This is a genomic window from Rhizobium esperanzae (genome assembly GCF_014197615.1).
GTDB lineage: Bacteria > Pseudomonadota > Alphaproteobacteria > Rhizobiales > Rhizobiaceae > Rhizobium > Rhizobium esperanzae_A.
This window is the reverse complement of record NZ_JACIFY010000013.1, coordinates 116515-133711: the sequence shown is the minus strand read 5'-3', so window position 1 is coordinate 133711 and position 17197 is coordinate 116515. Positions and strand designations below refer to the sequence as shown.

Here is a 17197-nt window from a genome sequence, read left to right as displayed (position 1 = left end):
CGGATTTTTTCGGTTTCGAGATACGGATGCCCGGGCTGGTCCCGGGCATTTTCTATTGTGCGGCAGGATCGGCGTATTTGGCCCAGATGCCTTTTTCTCCGAGCTTGGCGACGAGCGCCTCATGCGCCTGCGCTTCCGACTGGCTGAGGCGCGGGGCAAGCGGCCGGGGCCGCTCGAGCACTGATGCGATCACCACATCGTCCTCCTCCGCCCTATTGCCGCGACCGTTCTGGCCTGACGTTGCCGTGCTCAGGCCGAAGGACGACTGCCTGCCGCCGATCATCTCGATATAGACTTCGGCGAGCAGCTCGGAGTCGAGCAGCGCGCCGTGTTTGGTGCGGTGCGAATTGTCGATGCCGTAGCGCCGGCAGAGCGCGTCGAGCGAATTCGGCCCCATCGGATGTTTGCGCCGCGCCATCGACAGGGTATCGACCACCCTCTCCGGCAGGATCGGCGGCAAACCGATGCGCGCCAGTTCGGCGTTGATGAAGCCCATATCGAAGGTGGCGTTATGGGCGATCCACTTCGCATCGCCGAAGAAAGCAAGGATTTCTTCGGCGACCTCCGCGAAAGGCTTCTTGTCCTTCAGGAACTCGTCGGTGATGCCGTGCACCGCGAGCGCATCGGGATGAACCTTCTGATCTCCGGGATTGATGAAGATATGGATCACGTTGCCTGTGGGGAAATGGTTGAACAGCTCGATGCCGCCGATTTCGATAATGCGGTCGGCGCGGTTGTCGAGACCGGTGGTTTCCGTATCGAAGATGATCTCACGCATTCCGGAAATCTCCCTTGGCAATCCGCATTTTCAGGTCGGCGACGATAGCAAGCACCCGTTCTTTCGTGACCGCGATCTTCTGGCTGGTGTCGATCAGATAATCGGCGCGACGGCGCTTTTCGGCGTCCGGTGTCTGACGGGAGAGAATCATATTGAATTTTTCCTCGGTCATGCCTGGCCGCGCAAGCACCCTCTGGCGCTGAATCTGTGGATCGGCGCTGACGACGACGATGACATCCACTCTTTCCTCGGCCCCGGTCTCGAAGAGCAAGGGAATATCGAGCAATACCATCTCGGCGCCGGCGGCGCGCTGTCGCGCCAGAAATTCCGCCTCGCGTTTGCGAACCAGCGGATGGACGATCGCTTCCAGGCGTTTGAAGCCGTCCGGATCAAGAGCGAGCTGGCGGCCGAGTTCATGCCGGTCGACCGCTCCGTCCTTCATCGTGCCGGGAAACGCGGCATCCACCAGCGGTGCGGCCTCGCCGGTATAGAGATCGTGGACCACGGCATCAGAATCGTTCAACGGGATTCCGGCCTCGGCGAAGAGTTTCGCCGCCGTCGATTTTCCCATGGCGATAGAGCCGGTGAGGCCGATCGTCAGCATCAATGCGTTTCCATATCTGCAATGATCAGGCCACGCAGGGCTGCGTCGACGACCGGAAGCTTTCCGAACCATTTCTCGAATCCCGGCACGGCCTGGTGCAGCAGCATGCCGAGACCATCGACGATCGGAAATCCCTGCTCTTCTGCCTGTGCCAGGATCGGCGTCTTCAAAGGCACATAGACGATGTCGGTGACCAGGGCATTGGCTGCAAGCGGCGTGAAATCGAGCCGCGGTGCGGCCTCGCCGTCCATGCCGAGCGAGGTGGTATTGATGAAGAGACCGGCGCCTTTCATGACTTCGGCAAGCGCGCCTGCCGGATGGGCCTGAACTTTCGGGCCAAAGCGATCGGCCAGTTCACGCGCTCGTTCGACGGTGCGGTTGACGACGTGGATCTCCTTGAAGCCGCGATCGCGGACCGCCTGGATGATCGCCCGGCTGGCGCCGCCGGCACCAAAGACCACAGCCGTATCATGCCGGTCCCAGCCCGGATGGCGTTCGTCGAGATTGGCGGTGAAGCCGCGACCGTCGGTATTCGTCGCATGCAGGACGCCATTCTCGAGCCAGAGCGTGTTCGAAGCGCCGAGTTCACGCGACAACGCGTCCGGCTTGTCGGCGAGCTTGAAGGCCAGTTCCTTGTGGGGAATGGTGACATTGCCGCCGACGAAGCCCGAACTGCCATCCTTCAGCGAGGCGATGAAATCGGCAAAAGCCTCGCGCGTCACTTCATGGGCACGGTAGCTGCCCGGCAGGCCGAGCGTCTTCAGCCAATAGCCATGGATCAACGGCGAGCGCGAGTGTTTGACCGGAAAGCCCGTGACAAACGCTTGCGGCCCGAATGTTTCACGTGAATCACCCATCGATCGCTCCGAGGTCTCGCAATTTTTTTAAGAGCGGCAGCATCGGCAAGCCGAGAATGGTGAAATAATCACCCTCGATTTTCTCGAAAAGCTGAATGCCCTCCCCCTCCAACTGGTAGGCGCCGACGCTGGAAAGCGCCTTGTCGCCGACGCGCGCCAGATGCCTGGCGATGAAGTCCGACGCCAGCGGCCGCATCGTCAGCTCGGCATGAGCGAGATGCTCCCACAGAACCACGCCATTGCCGACGATCGCGACGGCACTGTTCAAGCGGTGGGTTGTTCCCGAAAGGGCGTGAAGGTGGCTCGCCGCGTTGGCCATGTCCTTCGGCTTGTGGAAGACGCGGTCGCCAAGCGACATCGTCTGGTCCGAACCGAGCACCAGGCTGTCCGGAAAACGGCTGCTGACCTCTGCGGCCTTGGCCTTGGCCAGGACGAGAGCGACGGCATCCGGCGTTGCGCCGGCTTTTTCCAACGGGGCTTCGACCGCTCTTTCATCGATGTTGGCGGCATGCGCCTCGAAGGATAGACCGGCATTTTCCATCAGCATCCGCCGAAAGGGGCTCGATGATGCAAGGATGAGTTTGGGTATCATGAATTCCTCGGGTGCCGGCTTCCGCCAGCGCTTAGCGCAGCTTCGGGCGCAGGGCAACGATTGCCGCGGCTGTTTCCTCGATTGAGCGGCGGGTCACGTCGATCAGCGGCCAGTTGTGGCGGGCGCAGAGCGAGCGGGCATATTTCAGCTCCTCGGAGATCGCGGCGCGGTCGGTATAATGTTCGCGATCAAAACCCTGCGTCACCCCAAGCACCCGGTTTTCCCGCACCTGGGAAATGCGGTCGGTGGTGGCAATCAGGCAGACGATCAGCGGTTTGCTCGCAATGAACAGACTCTCCGGCAACGGCACGCCGTAGACGATCGGAATATTCGCCGTCTTGATGCCGCGGTTGGCGAGGTAGATGCTGGTCGGTGTCTTTGACGTGCGGCTGATGCCGATGATGACGACATCGGCATCGTTGTAATCGTCCGGCATCTGACCGTCGTCGTGATCCATGGTGAAATTCAGCGCTTCGATGCGGGCGAAGTAGCCGGCATTCATCACGTGCTGGGCGCCGACCCGGCGGCGCGACGGGGCGCCGAGATAGATCTGGAAGGCATTCATGACCGGCTCCAGCACATTCACCGAGGCCACGCCCATTTCGATGCAGCGCTCGTCGATCAGGCTCGCGAGCTCCCGATCGACGATCGTATAGAGCACGATGCCCGGTGCATCATCGATCGCCTGCAGAACTGGCAGCAACTGTTTGCGGTTGCGGATCAGCGGATAGACATGTTCGATCGGCTGAGCGGATCTGAACTGGGCCGATGCGGCGCGGCCGGCCGAGATCAGAGTCTCTCCCGTTGAGTCAGAAATCAGATGCAGATGAAAGAAGTTCGTTCTGTTCTCCACGCTATTTTCCGCTGCCTGTTGAAAAGACTGGATGAAACAGAGCTACGGCGGCGAGGCGGTCTCGGGCAAGGGAAAACATGCCGCCTTATCCACAATTCCAATTCTGCAGATCGGTTTCACCCGGCCCTGTGGATGACGGGGACCAAGTTGCGTTGGCAGATGCAGGTCCACAGCTTATCCACAGCCACGGGCAAAATCAGCTGCCCGGAAGGATCTGGAATCATTTTCAGATTCGGCTTCTCCCCGGATTTCGGGCGGAACGGAGAAATTCGCCGCGATGTTTTTTGGCGGCACGCGACAAATGGCATCGGTGGTGGATGGATTTTAATCCTTGATAGACACCGACTCTAAGAAATAGAAACCTTTTAAAATATCTTTGATTTTTTATAGGGAAGAAGCGCTTGAGCGACACGCGCCGAAAGATCATGAGGGTTCTGGATGGCGAAAGCCTCTCCCCTCCTCCTCTCTGGCTGATGAGACAGGCGGGACGTTATCTCCCGGAATATAGGGAGACGCGGGCAAAGGCCGGAAGTTTCCTCGATCTCTGCTACACGCCCGATCATGCCGTCGAAGTGACATTGCAGCCGATCCGCCGCTACGGCTTTGATGCAGCCATTCTGTTTTCCGATATTCTGGTCATTCCCGACGCGTTGAAACGCAATGTCCGGTTTACCGAGGGCCATGGCCCCGAGATGGATCCGATCGATGAAGCCGGCATCGGCAGGTTGAACGGCGAAGAGGTTATCGATTATCTCAGGCCGGTCATGGAGACGGTGCGGCTGCTGCGGGAGGCGTTGCCTGGTGAAACGACGCTGCTCGGCTTCTGTGGCGCGCCCTGGACGGTTGCGACCTATATGATTGCCGGTCACGGCACGCCGGATCAGGCGCCTGCCCGCCTCTTCGCCTACCGCTATCCCCGCGCTTTCGAACATCTTCTGATGCTGCTCGCCGACGTCTCGGCCGATTATCTCGTTGCTCAGATCGATGCCGGCGCCGATGCCGTGCAGATCTTCGATTCCTGGGCTGGGGTTCTCGGCGAAAAAGAATTCGAAGCCTTCGCTGTCCGGCCGGTCGCGCGAATGATCGCTTCGGTCAAATCGCAACGGCCGCATGCGCGCATCATTGCCTTTGCCAAGGGTGCCGGTTACCAGCTGAAAAACTATCGCCAGAGGACGGGCGCGGATGCGATCGGTCTCGACTGGTCGGTCCCGCTGGCTTTCGCCGCGGAGCTTCAGAAGGATGGGCCGGTCCAAGGCAACCTCGATCCGATGCGTGTCGTTGCCGGCGGCCGAGCGCTGGAAGAGGGTATCGACGATATTCTGCAGCATCTCGGAAATGGACCGCTGATCTTCAATCTCGGTCACGGCATTACGCCGCAGGCCGATCCCGAGCATGTGCGCCTGCTGGTCGAGCGTGTGCGGGGTGGGCAGATGCGAGACAGGGCGTGACGATGGAACGGCAGACGGACCGGAGACCCGGCGCCTACGCCCGGCGCCGAGCCCATTTTGCGCTGGCCTTCTTCGCGCTGATGGCGGTCGGGCTTTTTGCCTGGAACCCCGACAATCTCTATCTCTGGATCAAGGCGCTGCACATCATTGCGGTCATTTCCTGGATGGCCGGGTTGTTCTACATGCCGCGGCTGTTCATCTATCACACCGATGCCGAGCCGGGCTCGGTGCAATCGGAAACCTTCAAGGTGATGGAGCGTCGGCTGCTTCGAATCATCATGACACCGGCAATGATGCTGACCTGGATGTTCGGTCTCTATCTCGCCTGGTCGGTCTATGGATTCCACGGCGGCTGGCTGCATGCGAAGATCGGTCTCGTTGTGCTGCTGACCGGTGTTCATATGTTTTTCAGCCGCGCCGTCAGAGCTTTCGAACGCGATGAAAATCGCCGTTCCGCGCGTTATTGGCGGTTCATGAACGAGGCGCCGACATTGCTGATGATCCTCATCGTGATCCTCGTGGTGGTGAAGCCGTTCTGAGGCAAAATCGCCCTCAGGTTAAATTTGCTTCATTTTAAGCAGCCCTCTTGCGGGCGCGATCACGAGTCGCTATTTTCCGCGCATCTCATCTAGGTGGCATGTGTGTAGAGTTCAGTCGTCTGCGAGCCCTTCGCAGTACCGAATACGACCCAACATCGCCTTTCCCCTTCGAAATTGAAAAGAGTATTGGTCACTTCATGGCTGAAATGAAGCTTCAGGAACTTAAGAGCAAATCCCCGACGGATCTTCTGGCTTTCGCCGAATCGCTCGAGGTCGAGAATGCCAGCACGATGCGCAAGCAGGAGCTGATGTTTGCCATCCTCAAGATGCTCGCCAGCCAGGATGTCGAGATTATCGGCGAAGGCGTCGTCGAGGTGCTGCAGGACGGATTTGGCTTCCTGCGCTCCGCCAATGCAAACTACCTGCCGGGTCCCGACGATATTTATATCTCCCCGTCGCAGATTCGCCGTTTCTCCCTGAAAACCGGCGATACGGTCGAGGGACCAATCCGCGGACCGAAGGAAGGCGAGCGTTATTTCGCGCTGCTCAAGGTCAACACCATCAATTTCGACGATCCGGAAAAGATCCGTCACAAGGTTCACTTCGACAATCTGACGCCGCTCTATCCGAATGAGCGCTTCAAGATGGAACTCGATATTCCCACCTCCAAGGATCTGTCGCCGCGTGTGATCGATCTGGTGGCGCCGCTTGGCAAGGGCCAGCGCGGATTGATCGTCGCACCGCCGCGCACCGGTAAGACCGTCCTGCTGCAGAACATCGCGCATTCGATCACCGCAAATCATCCGGAATGCTATCTCATCGTCCTGCTGATCGACGAACGCCCCGAGGAAGTGACCGATATGCAGCGCTCCGTTCGGGGCGAAGTCATCTCCTCGACCTTCGATGAGCCGGCCGTGCGCCACGTTCAGGTGGCCGAAATGGTCATCGAAAAGGCGAAGCGCCTTGTCGAACACGGGCGCGATGTCGTCATCCTGCTCGATTCGATCACCCGCCTCGGCCGCGCCTACAACACCGTCGTTCCCTCTTCCGGCAAAGTTCTGACCGGCGGCGTCGATGCCAACGCCCTCCAGCGGCCGAAGCGCTTCTTCGGTGCCGCGCGCAATATCGAGGAAGGCGGCTCGCTGACGATCATCGCCACGGCGCTGATCGATACCGGCAGCCGTATGGATGAAGTCATCTTCGAAGAGTTCAAGGGCACCGGCAACTCGGAAATCGTTCTCGACCGCAAGGTCGCCGACAAGCGCATCTTCCCGGCGATGGACATCCTGAAGTCCGGCACCCGCAAGGAAGACCTCCTCGTTCCACGCCAGGATCTGCAGAAGATCTTCGTGCTTCGCCGTATCCTGGCGCCGATGGGCACGACGGATGCGATCGAATTCCTGATCGACAAGCTCAAGCAGACGAAGAACAATTCCGACTTCTTCGACTCGATGAACACGTAATCCTTAGCCGGATTCCACCGCTTGCGTTGCGTTTGGTTTATCGATGCGAGGCATCTTAGCCCTGAACGCGTGGGACATGCTTTGATCAGAGCTGGCGACATCGTCACGATGTCGCCAGCTTTTTCTATTTGAGAGGGATCGATTCGAATTCCGATCCACAGACCAGCGATATGGCCATGTTGACTGACACTATATTTGCGCTCTCGAGCGGCGCGCCGCCCTCGGGCGTTTCGATCGTTCGTATCAGCGGCCCATTGACCCGGGATCTGTTGGTCAGGCTGGTCGGTTCAGTGCCCGCAGATCGCTTCGCCTCCTATAGAACGATTCGGACTCGTAACAACCAGCCGATCGACAATGGCCTCGTGCTGTTCTTTCCGGCTCCGAATTCGTTTACCGGCGAGGATGTCGCCGAGCTGCAGATCCACGGCAGCCGCGCGGTGCTGGCGGCGCTGTTTCACGCCCTTGGCGATGTTCCGGGTGTTCGGATGGCAGTCGAGGGCGAGTTCTCGCGCCGGGCTTTTGAAAACGGCAAGCTTGATCTCGTCGAGGTCGAAGGCCTGGCGGATCTCATCGGCGCCGAAACCGAGATGCAGCGGCGTCTTGCGATCGAGCAGAGCGCCGGCGGGCTTTCCGCGATTTACGATTCGTGGGCGGAACGATTGACGCGGGCGCGGGCGCTGATCGAGGCGGAACTTGATTTTCCCGATGAGGATGATGTTCCCGGTTCGGTATCGGACATGGTCTGGACCGATATGGCGAAGCTGCGCAGCGAGATCGAAGAACATCTGGCTGCTGCTTCGGCAGGTGAGATCATCAGGGATGGCTTCAAGATAGTCATCGCCGGCGCGCCGAATGCGGGGAAATCGAGCCTGTTGAATGCTCTGACCCGTCGTGATGTAGCGATCGTCACCGAGATCGCTGGAACCACCCGCGATGTTTTGCAGGTCGATCTCGATATTGACGGTTATCTCATCAAACTTTACGACACGGCCGGCCTCCGCGAGGCAGATGACCGGGTCGAGATAGAAGGCGTGCGCCGTGCGCGTGTGGCGCTGCGAGATGCCGACCTTGTTCTGCTGCTGGTCGACATGGCAAATCCCGTAGTCCCCGACGACTTGGACCAGGCCTCTCCGCATGTTACTGTCGGCACGAAGAAGGATCTCGTCGAGATCAACTCGGATCGATATGATCTGGAGATTTCGACGACGACAGGTGACGGATTGCCGGAATTGCGCCGGTTGATCGGCACTATCGTCGCCGAACGTTTCGGCGGTCTGTCCATGGCGATTCCGAGCCGCAATCGGCATAAAGATTCGCTAGCGAAATGTTTATGGGCGCTGGACGCGGCGATTTCGGAAACGAATGTGAACCTCGAATTGCGAACCGAGCAGTTGCGAGTGGCCGCTGAGTTCCTGGGCAGGATCACCGGGCGAGTTGATGTCGAGCAACTACTCGGTGTGATCTTCTCGGAGTTTTGTATCGGCAAATGATTCACGTGAAACCATGGGCCTCCGGTTTCACGTGAAACGTCTGCTTCAATGGAGTTGGATATGACGGATAATGTCTACGATGTGATTGTCATCGGCGGCGGCCATGCGGGGTCGGAGGCTGCCAATGCCGCTGCGCGCCTCGGTGCGAAAACCGCTCTGGTGACGCATAGACGAGATACGATCGGCGTCATGTCCTGCAACCCGGCGATCGGCGGGCTTGGCAAAGGCCATCTGGTTCGTGAGATCGATGCCATGGATGGGCTGATGGGTCGCGTCGCTGACGTCGCGGGCATTCAGTTCCGGATGTTGAACAAGAAAAAGGGCGCTGCGGTCCGTGGTCCTCGGACGCAGGCCGATCGAAAGCTCTATCGCCTGGCCATGCTGGCGGCAATCGAAGCGACGGCCGGCCTGGACATCGTCGAGGGCGACGCCTTTGATCTGGATATCGCCGACGGACGGGTGACCGGCGTTGTCATGAAGGACGGCCGAACCTTGAGGGCGCCGGCGGTGGTTCTGACCACCGGCACCTTCCTGCGCGGACTTATCCATATCGGTTCGGAAAAGACACCGGCCGGCCGCGTTGGCGAGGCCCCGTCGCTTGGGTTATCTGCCACCCTGGCCCGACTCGGGCTGCAGCTCGGGCGTCTGAAAACCGGAACGCCGGCGCGGCTGGATGGTAAGACCATTGATTGGCAGGCTGTTGCTCGTCAGGGAGCCGATGCCGAGCTTGTCCCCTTCTCGTTTATGACCGACGCAATCACAACTCCGCAGATCGAGTGCGGCGTCACCAGGACGACCGAAGCAACGCACCGGATTATCGTCGACAACATCATGCGATCGGCGATGTATTCCGGCCAGATCGAGGGGGTCGGGCCGCGTTATTGCCCATCGATCGAGGATAAGCTGGTCAAGTTCGGAGAGCGCGACGGACACCAGGTCTTCCTGGAACCGGAGGGGCTCGACGACGACACGGTCTATCCGAACGGAATCTCCACCTCCCTTCCCGCCGAGGTCCAGGCCGAATTTATCAAGACGATTCCCGGGCTCGAACAGGCGAGGATCCTTCAACCAGGTTACGCGATCGAATATGACCATGTCGATCCGCGCGAGTTGACACCCTCCTTGGAAGTCAAGCGGCTGAAGGGCCTGTTCCTCGCCGGCCAGATCAATGGCACCACCGGCTATGAGGAGGCCGCAGCGCAAGGTTTGGCGGCGGGGCTCAATGCCGCATTGCGAAGCAGCGATTCGGAACCGTTCCATTTCAGTCGGACCACTTCCTACATCGGGGTGATGATCGACGATCTGACATCGCGCGGCGTTACGGAGCCGTACCGAATGTTTACGTCTCGGGCCGAATATCGTCTGACTCTTCGTGCCGACAATGCCGATATGCGCCTGACACCGTTGGCGATGCGGTTGGGCTGCATCAACGGTGACCGTGTGCGGCGGTTCACCGCCTATCAGGCGGAGATCGACGCCGGCCGCGCGCTGTTGACGTCGCTGGCGGTGACGCCGAACGAGGCGCGCCGCGCCGGCTTGAACATCAATCTGGATGGTCAGCGCCGAACGGCCTATGATCTCCTGTCCTATCCCAATTATGATTTTGCCGCACTTCGGCAGGTTTGGCCGGAAGCCGTTGCCGCGATCGCGCCCAAAGTTGCGGAGGCACTGGAGATCGAAGCGGGTTATTCGGTCTACCTGGGTAGGCAGGCATCTGCCATTGCTGATCAGCAGCGCGACGAGGAACGGCAGATTCCGGCCGATTTCAACTATGGCGCCCTCTCCGGCCTGTCGAACGAGCTCAAGGCGAAACTGAATGCGGTGCGGCCCTTCAATATTGCCCAAGCCGCTATCGTCGAGGGCATGACGCCGGCAGCGATCGCGTTGCTGCTCGTGCACCTGCGTCGAATAAATTCTTCCGAACGTCACAGCGCCTGACTACCAGATTTGAGAGTCTTTCAGAATGGAATTAAACGGCTTACGTGTTTCACGTGAAACACAGGAACGGCTCGGACACTTTGCAGCGCTTTTTCAGAAGTGGGCTAAAACCATCAACCTGGTGGCGCCCTCAACGCTCGACGATTTGTGGCACCGGCATATCGCCGATAGCAGTCAGATTTTTCAGATTCAGCCGCAACCGATCACCTGGGTCGATCTTGGAAGCGGCGGCGGTTTCCCCGGAGTGATCACGGCAATCTATCTGGCCGAATTGCAAGATGGATGGGTGCATCTGGTCGAGAGCAATCATAAAAAAGCAGCGTTTCTGCGGACGGCGCTGCGCGAGACCAATGCGCGCGGCAGCGTGCATGCTATTCGAATCGAAGACGCGCCTGCCGAGATCGGCGCGTGTGACGCGATCTCCGCCCGAGCCTTGGCCGAACTCGATGGACTCATCGGATATTCCGCCGCCTGGATGCTTGGCAACGAAAATTGCCGTTGCCTCTTTCATAAAGGCCGGGATTACCAGAGGGAAATCGACAAAGCACGTGGTCGGTGGAAGTTCGATCTGTTAGAACATAAGAGCGCCGTCGAGCAGGAATCTGTTATTTTGGAAATATCGAATCTCCGGCGCTTGGTTTAACAGATCGGATATTGCTGCAATGGCTGGCGAAAGACACCGAATAATCACCATCGCAAATCAGAAGGGTGGCGTGGGCAAAACCACCACCGCAATCAATCTGGCAACGGCCCTTGCCGCTATCGGTGAGCGTGTCTTGATTGTCGATCTCGACCCGCAGGGCAATGCCAGCACCGGCCTCGGCATCGATCGTCGCGATCGGAAACTCTCCTCTTATGACCTTATGGTGGGGGAGCGTAGCATCAGGGATGTGACCCTCGAAACAGCAGTGCCGAATCTTTTCATTATTCCTTCGACGATGGATCTGCTTGGCGTCGAGATGGAGATTTCGCAGCAAAGCGACCGGGTGTTCAAATTGCGCAAAGCGCTGTCGTCGCCGGAGGCAATGACGTTTTCCTATATTCTTCTGGATTGCCCGCCGTCTTTCAATCTGCTGACGATGAATGCCATGGCGGCCGCTCATTCGGTATTGGTGCCGCTGCAATGCGAATTTTTTGCGCTGGAAGGGCTGAGCCAGTTGCTTGAGACTGTCAGCCAGGTTCGTCAGACAGTCAATCCGCGCCTGGACATCCAGGGGATCGTCCTGACGATGTTCGATGCGCGCAACAATCTTGCCCAGCAGGTGGTCAACGATGTGCGCACGCATCTCGGCGAAAAGGTTTATCATACGTTAATTCCCCGCAATGTCCGGGTTTCCGAGGCGCCCTCCTACGGCAAGCCGGCTATTCTTTATGATCTGAAATGCGCGGGCAGCCAGGCCTATCTGCAGCTGGCCTCCGAGGTCATCCAAAGGGAACGCCAAAGACTGGCCGCGTAATATCATATCAGGGCGTAGGTGAGTGTAGATCATGAATGACGATGTATCGAAGAGGCGATTGGGCCGCGGCCTTGCGGCGCTGATTGGGGAAATGGATCAGCCTGTGCCGGTCGAAGCCGAGCGCACTGTCAGTGCCGACAGAATGATCCCGATCGAGTTCGTCAGCCGCAACCCCCGCAACCCCCGTCGTTTTTTTGACGACGCCGAGCTGCACGATCTTGCAAGTTCTATTCGTCAGCACGGGATCGTGCAGCCGATTGTCGTGCGGACGATGGATAGGGATCGTTACGAGATCATTGCCGGCGAACGTCGCTGGCGGGCAGCCCAGCTGGCTGGGCTGATCGAGATTCCGGTCATTATCCGCGATGTCGATGACAAGACGGCGTTGGAAATCGCTATTGTTGAAAACGTCCAGCGGGCGGATCTCAATGCTCTTGAAGAAGCTCTGGGTTATGAGCAGCTGATTGCCGAATATGGCTATACGCAGAATGACCTCGGCGAAATCATCGGCAAAAGCCGCAGCCATGTCGCCAACTCCCTGCGGCTGTTGAAGCTGCCCGATCCGGTGCGCGACCTGCTTGCCGCCGGCAGCCTGTCGGCTGGTCACGCCCGCGCGCTTGTTTCCACCTCTGACCCGGCCAGCCTTGCCCGTACGATCGTGGCCAAGGGCATGTCGGTCCGCGATGCGGAGAAGCTGGCGCAAAACAATATCAAGGCGCAATCGGAGCCACAGCAGCCGGCGTTGCGGCAAGATCAGAAGGATTCCGATACATTGGCTTTGGAGCGGACGCTTTCCGATGCGCTCGGCCTCGATGTTTCGATCAATCATAAGACCAGCGGCGGCCAGATCAAAATTTCCTACAAGTCGCTTGAGCAGCTGGAGGAAGTTTGCCGCTTGCTTGAGAGGCGCTAGCTCCGAACGACATGCTGAGAGCGGCCGCTATCGAATTGATTCATACCGCCTTGCCCACTCCGAGATAGATGGTCAGCTGGATTTACGACCCGATTGAAGGGTGGTGGAGAGCAGCGTCTGCATGGCCACGCTGTCTTCCAGCACCTGCCGTCGTCGGCTTTGCAGAATCGCGGCCTGCAGACGATTGGATTCACGGGCGATGCTCTCCGCGGTCCAATGCCGCAGAGCCTGTTCGATAATCGGTTTGCGGCGGAAATGCAGATGACGACCCATCGTCTGCATGATCTGAGGTGCCTGCAGGCGTTTTTCTTCCATTTCGGCGCGCATTGTATCGAGAAGCTGAAACTGCTTCAGGCATGCCTGCAGCACGAGAAAAATCGCGGTTTTCGAACTGCTGATCTTCTGCATAGCGTGCAGAAAGGCATTGAGATCGCCACTCAGGATGGCGTCGACGGCATCGTCGACGGAGATCGCGCTGGCATCACCGATTATTTCGGTAACGTGATGTTCTTCGACGGTCTGGTAGCCGCGGCAATAGAGGGCAAGTTTACGCACCTCGTTGCGTGACGCGATGCGGTCGCCGCCGATCAATGCGATCAGCGCCTGGCGCGCAGCCGGCGTGATGCCGAGCTTCTCGGCGCTAAGTTCCGTGTCGATCAAGGCGTTCAGGGCGCGGCTGTCATCGGCGTAAGACGGGATCGTCATGATAGACCGCGCCGTCTCGGCAGTCTTGCGAAGCAGCGAACCCTTCTTCAAGTCGCCAGCCTCAACGATCAAATGGGCAGCTTCAAGCGGCTTTTCCGCGAGAAGCGCCAGGGGATCGACAAGATATTTTTCATTGGCGGCGCCGCGGATCCAGATCAGCTTTTCGCCCCCGAACAGGCCGATCGACTGAACTTCGTCGACCAGCCGTCCCGGATCCTTCTGCAGGTCGCCGATATCGAGTTTGGTCAGTGAGAAGGGATCATCGAGTGCAACCCCGGTTTTGCCGGCAAGCTGAGCCGCACGTTCGGACACTAGGCCGCGGTCCGGCCCGTAAATGACGAAGATCCGATAATTTCCAGCCGATTTCTGCAGGAAGGTCTCGAATTCGTGGGATTTTATCTCTGCCACATCACCGCCCTCAGCGGCTGAGGGCGGCGGCGATATCGGCTCCTACGAATTCCGCCACCTGATCCGCCGCGCGGTTTTCCGCATCGCGGATCGCCCTTTGCTTGGCGAATTCCTGTTCGGAGAAATCGACCAGCGCCGTGACCTGGCGGCTGCCGGCCTTGATGACATGGCCGTCGGCCGTGGCGCTCAGCGTGTACGAGACGTTGACGGTGACACGGCCGGCCTTCGACGTATCGTCGGATTCCTGGAGCAACGTACTGGCAACACTCGAGGTGGCATGCATCTCGACCCGATATTGGGGATTTTCCGCTTCGCCCGCACCGCGCGAGGCAAGGAAGATCAGGCGATTGCGTACCTGCTGTTCGACCCGGCTGCCCGCCTCGGAAAAGCCGACCGAGGAAAGCTTCTCAACGACACCCGAACTCTCGGAGTAAAGCGGCCGCACCTGGCAGGCCGACAGAAAGGACGCAGCGGCAAGAATCATGGCGACGCCGGCATTGCGGGCCAGCTTGCTAGCGATATCAGACGACAATGTTCACAATCCTTTGGGGAACCACGATGATCTTCTTCGGTGCCTGTCCGTTCAGCGCGTTCTTCACCGCATCCAGATCCAGCACGGCGTCGGTGACGGCATTCTGATCCGCATCGCGAGAAATTGTCAATTCAGCGCGTTTCTTGCCGTTGATCTGGACGGGCAGCACGACATCATTTTCGATGACGAGCGTTTCGTGGTATCGCGGCCAGTCGGTCCGGACAAGCAGCCCTTGATTGCCGAGCGCCGTCCAGCATTCCTCAGCCAGATGCGGCGTCATCGGCGCGACTAGCTGGATCAGGATTTCGGCGGCATCGCGCACGGCCGCGCGATAGGTGACATCCCCCTCGCCGGCCGCAACCCTGGTCATCGGCGCGGCCAGCGCATTCACCAGCTCATAGATTCGGGCGACGGCCTTGTTGAACCAGAGCTTGTCATAGTCGTTCTGGACGGCCTTCAGGGTCTTGTGGGCAGTCTGTGAGATCGACAGCGCTTCCCCCTCGGTTGCCGGCGCCGGGGCGACGGCGGAGAGCGCCTCTGCGGCTTCGGAAATCAACCGCCACAGACGCTGGGTGAACCGATGGGCGCCTTCAACGCCGGCTTCGGACCAGATAACATCGCGCTCCGGCGGGGAGTCGGACAGAACGAAGAACCGGGCAGTATCGGCGCCGTAGGAGGCAATGATGTCATCGGGATCGACGACGTTCTTTTTCGACTTCGACATTTTTTCGATCGAGCCGATCGCAACTTCTTCATTGCTCGTCAGCAGGAAGGCCCGACGTTTGCCGTCGACTTCGTCGATGCGGATATCGGCGGGTGCTACCCATTCGCGGCCGGCGCCGGTGCTGCGGCTATAGGTTTCATGCACCACCATGCCCTGGGTGAAGAGGCCCTTGAAGGGTTCGGTGGCGGCGACATGGCCGGTTTCGCGCATGGCGCGGGTGAAGAAGCGGGAATAGAGCAGGTGCAGGATGGCATGCTCGATGCCGCCGATATACTGGTCGACCGGCAACCAACGGTTAGCCGCCTCAGGATCGGTCGGCTTTCCTTCCCAAGGGGCAGTGAAGCGGGTGAAATACCAGCTCGAATCGACGAAGGTGTCCATCGTATCCGTCTCGCGGCGCGCATCCTTGCCGCAGTTCGGGCAGGAGACGTGCCGCCAGGTCGGATGACGGTCGAGCGGATTGCCGGGCTGGTCGAAAGTGACGTCATCGGGCAGTTTGACCGGCAGGTCTGTCTTCGGCACCGGCACAACGCCGCAATCGTCGCAATGGATGACCGGGATCGGGCAGCCCCAATAACGCTGCCGCGAAATACCCCAGTCGCGCAGACGGAAATTGACCTTGCGTTCACCCTGCGGCGCATTGCCGAGCGAAGCGGCCGACAGCCGGTCGGCAACGATATTGAAGGCCTCCTCCGTCGTCTTGCCGTCGAGGAAGCGCGAATTGATCATCACGCCCTCGCCGTCATAGGCGGTGTCGCCAACGGCAAAGCTTGCCGCATCGCCGTCTCTCGGCATGACCACGGCGACGACTGGCAAACCATACTTCCGGGCAAAATCGAGGTCGCGCTGATCGCCGGAGGGGCAGCCGAAGATTGCGCCGGTGCCGTAATCCATCAGGACGAAATTGGCGATATAGACGGGCAGTTCCCAGGAGGGATCAAGCGGATGCCTGACGCGGATGCCGGTATCCATGCCCTTCTTTTCGGCGGTCTCGAGCGCTGCCAGCGAGGTGCCGGCACGGCGGCACTCCTCGCAGAAGGCCTCGATATCTGCGTTCTTTGCGGCAGCGTCCTTTGCCAGCGGATGATCGGCTGATATCGCCAGGAAAGAGGCGCCGAAGAGCGTGTCCGGCCGGGTCGTGTAAACCGTGACTTCGGTTTCTCCGGCAGGCGCCGTTTCCGGCACGATCTCCCAGCGGATCGTCAGGCCTTCGGAACGGCCGATCCAGTTCTTCTGCATCAGGCGCACTTTTTCCGGCCACTGGTCGAGCGTATCCAGTGCGTCCAGCAGATCCTGGCTGAAATCGGTGATCTTGAAGAACCATTGCGTCAGTTCGCGCTGTTCGACCAGCGCGCCGGAACGCCAGCCGCGGCCGTCGATTACCTGCTCGTTGGCGAGCACGGTATTGTCGACGGGGTCCCAGTTGACCTTCGACTGCTTGCGGTAGACCAGTCCCTTCTCCAGGAAATCCAGGAACAGATGCTGCTGGTGCTGGTAATATTCGACGTCGCAGGTGGCGAACTCGCGGCTCCAGTCCAGCGACAGCCCCATGGCCTTCAGCTGCGCCTTCATCGAACCGATGTTCTGGTGGGTCCAGGAGGCGGGATGCACGCCGCGCTCCATGGCGGCGTTCTCCGCCGGCATGCCGAAGGCGTCCCATCCCATCGGATGCAGCACGTTGTAGCCGCGGGCGCGCTTGTAGCGGGCGACGACGTCGCCCATGGCGTAATTGCGGACATGACCCATATGGATGCGCCCCGACGGATAGGGGAACATTTCGAGGACGTAATATTTTTCGCGCGGATCTGAATTGTCGGTCTCGAAGACCTTGTCTTCGTTCCATTTCTGCTGCCAGCGGGGCTCGGCGTCGCGCGGATTATAACGTTCGGTGGCCAT

The 17197-nt window shown here is 59.4% G+C and carries 16 protein-coding genes; 8 read left to right on the top strand and 8 right to left on the bottom strand.

Features of this window, described 5'->3' with window-relative positions:
* Window positions 1–52 precede the first annotated feature (52 nt).
* Genes dnaQ through GGD57_RS18370 form a run of 5 tightly spaced genes read right to left on the bottom strand, consistent with a single transcriptional unit; the run spans window position 53 to window position 3684 of the window.
* Window positions 53–778 carry a DNA polymerase III subunit epsilon gene (gene dnaQ, locus GGD57_RS18390; RefSeq protein ID WP_184471744.1) on the bottom strand — a complete coding sequence of 242 codons (726 nt, stop codon included), beginning with the start codon at window positions 776–778 and terminating at the stop codon, window positions 53–55.
* Window positions 771–1382: a dephospho-CoA kinase gene (gene coaE, locus GGD57_RS18385; RefSeq protein WP_184471743.1), complete on the bottom strand. Its 612-nt coding sequence runs from the start codon at window positions 1380–1382 to the stop codon at window positions 771–773. The genes dnaQ and coaE overlap by 8 nt, the downstream gene beginning before the upstream one ends.
* Window positions 1382–2239, bottom strand: coding sequence for a shikimate dehydrogenase (locus tag GGD57_RS18380; RefSeq protein WP_184471742.1), 858 nt, complete (start codon window positions 2237–2239; stop codon window positions 1382–1384). Before GGD57_RS18380 ends, coaE begins: the two co-directional genes overlap by 1 nt.
* Complete coding sequence (locus GGD57_RS18375; protein ID WP_184471741.1) at window positions 2232–2831, bottom strand: Maf-like protein; 600 nt, start codon at window positions 2829–2831, stop codon at window positions 2232–2234. The genes GGD57_RS18380 and GGD57_RS18375 overlap by 8 nt, the downstream gene beginning before the upstream one ends.
* 31 nt (window positions 2832–2862) lie before the next feature.
* Window positions 2863–3684: a pyruvate, phosphate dikinase/phosphoenolpyruvate synthase regulator gene (locus GGD57_RS18370; protein ID WP_184471740.1), complete on the bottom strand. Its 822-nt coding sequence runs from the start codon at window positions 3682–3684 to the stop codon at window positions 2863–2865.
* Between the two features lie 401 nt (window positions 3685–4085).
* Here GGD57_RS18370 and hemE point away from each other — a divergent pair, with 401 nt between their 5' ends.
* From hemE to GGD57_RS18330, 8 genes are all read left to right on the top strand, one after another.
* Entirely contained in the window at window positions 4086–5132 is a 1047-nt protein-coding gene (gene hemE, locus GGD57_RS18365) for a uroporphyrinogen decarboxylase (protein ID WP_184471739.1), read from the top strand.
* A 2-nt stretch (window positions 5133–5134) separates the two neighbouring features.
* Window positions 5135–5671, top strand: a complete 537-nt coding sequence (hemJ, locus tag GGD57_RS18360; RefSeq protein ID WP_184471738.1) for a protoporphyrinogen oxidase HemJ — start codon at window positions 5135–5137, stop codon at window positions 5669–5671.
* 197 nt (window positions 5672–5868) lie between these two features.
* Window positions 5869–7134: a transcription termination factor Rho gene (rho, locus tag GGD57_RS18355; protein WP_003571435.1), complete on the top strand. Its 1266-nt coding sequence runs from the start codon at window positions 5869–5871 to the stop codon at window positions 7132–7134.
* Between the two features lie 170 nt (window positions 7135–7304).
* Window positions 7305–8624, top strand: a complete 1320-nt coding sequence (mnmE, locus tag GGD57_RS18350; protein ID WP_184471737.1) for a tRNA uridine-5-carboxymethylaminomethyl(34) synthesis GTPase MnmE — start codon at window positions 7305–7307, stop codon at window positions 8622–8624.
* 60 nt (window positions 8625–8684) lie between these two features.
* The gene (gene mnmG, locus GGD57_RS18345; protein WP_184471792.1) at window positions 8685–10562 is read left to right on the top strand and encodes a tRNA uridine-5-carboxymethylaminomethyl(34) synthesis enzyme MnmG; all 1878 of its coding nucleotides are present in this window, start codon (window positions 8685–8687) and stop codon (window positions 10560–10562) included.
* Between the two features lie 25 nt (window positions 10563–10587).
* A complete protein-coding gene (rsmG, locus tag GGD57_RS18340) occupies window positions 10588–11205 on the top strand; it encodes a 16S rRNA (guanine(527)-N(7))-methyltransferase RsmG (protein ID WP_184471736.1) in 618 nt (205 codons plus the stop codon).
* Window positions 11206–11224: 19 nt separating this feature from the next.
* Window positions 11225–12019 carry a ParA family protein gene (locus GGD57_RS18335; protein ID WP_184471735.1) on the top strand — a complete coding sequence of 265 codons (795 nt, stop codon included), beginning with the start codon at window positions 11225–11227 and terminating at the stop codon, window positions 12017–12019.
* 31 nt (window positions 12020–12050) lie between these two features.
* Complete coding sequence (locus GGD57_RS18330; protein WP_184471734.1) at window positions 12051–12932, top strand: ParB/RepB/Spo0J family partition protein; 882 nt, start codon at window positions 12051–12053, stop codon at window positions 12930–12932.
* Window positions 12933–13004: 72 nt separating this feature from the next.
* On the opposite strand, the gene holA is transcribed toward GGD57_RS18330, so the two are convergent.
* Genes holA through leuS form a run of 3 tightly spaced genes read right to left on the bottom strand, consistent with a single transcriptional unit; the run spans window position 13005 to window position 17197 of the window.
* Window positions 13005–14045 carry a DNA polymerase III subunit delta gene (gene holA, locus GGD57_RS18325; protein WP_184471733.1) on the bottom strand — a complete coding sequence of 347 codons (1041 nt, stop codon included), beginning with the start codon at window positions 14043–14045 and terminating at the stop codon, window positions 13005–13007.
* 10 nt (window positions 14046–14055) lie between these two features.
* A complete protein-coding gene (lptE, locus tag GGD57_RS18320) occupies window positions 14056–14577 on the bottom strand; it encodes an LPS assembly lipoprotein LptE (protein ID WP_184471732.1) in 522 nt (173 codons plus the stop codon).
* Window positions 14567–17197, bottom strand: coding sequence for a leucine--tRNA ligase (gene leuS, locus GGD57_RS18315; RefSeq protein ID WP_184471731.1), 2631 nt, complete (start codon window positions 17195–17197; stop codon window positions 14567–14569). Before leuS ends, lptE begins: the two co-directional genes overlap by 11 nt.

What these genes read in the sequence shown, in the direction of transcription:
- dnaQ (WP_184471744.1), bottom strand. Translation starts at nt 778, where the DNA reads ATGCGTGAGATCATCTTCGATACGGAAACCACCGGTCTCGACAACCGC.
- coaE (WP_184471743.1), bottom strand. Translation starts at nt 1,382, where the DNA reads ATGCTGACGATCGGCCTCACCGGCTCTATCGCCATGGGAAAATCGACG.
- GGD57_RS18380 (WP_184471742.1), bottom strand. Translation starts at nt 2,239, where the DNA reads ATGGGTGATTCACGTGAAACATTCGGGCCGCAAGCGTTTGTCACGGGC.
- GGD57_RS18375 (WP_184471741.1), bottom strand. Translation starts at nt 2,831, where the DNA reads ATGATACCCAAACTCATCCTTGCATCATCGAGCCCCTTTCGGCGGATG.
- hemJ (WP_184471738.1), top strand. Translation starts at nt 5,135, where the DNA reads ATGGAACGGCAGACGGACCGGAGACCCGGCGCCTACGCCCGGCGCCGA.
- rho (WP_003571435.1), top strand. Translation starts at nt 5,869, where the DNA reads ATGGCTGAAATGAAGCTTCAGGAACTTAAGAGCAAATCCCCGACGGAT.
- mnmE (WP_184471737.1), top strand. Translation starts at nt 7,305, where the DNA reads ATGGCCATGTTGACTGACACTATATTTGCGCTCTCGAGCGGCGCGCCG.
- mnmG (WP_184471792.1), top strand. Translation starts at nt 8,685, where the DNA reads ATGACGGATAATGTCTACGATGTGATTGTCATCGGCGGCGGCCATGCG.
- rsmG (WP_184471736.1), top strand. Translation starts at nt 10,588, where the DNA reads ATGGAATTAAACGGCTTACGTGTTTCACGTGAAACACAGGAACGGCTC.
- GGD57_RS18335 (WP_184471735.1), top strand. Translation starts at nt 11,225, where the DNA reads ATGGCTGGCGAAAGACACCGAATAATCACCATCGCAAATCAGAAGGGT.
- GGD57_RS18330 (WP_184471734.1), top strand. Translation starts at nt 12,051, where the DNA reads ATGAATGACGATGTATCGAAGAGGCGATTGGGCCGCGGCCTTGCGGCG.
- leuS (WP_184471731.1), bottom strand. Translation starts at nt 17,197, where the DNA reads ATGGCCACCGAACGTTATAATCCGCGCGACGCCGAGCCCCGCTGGCAG.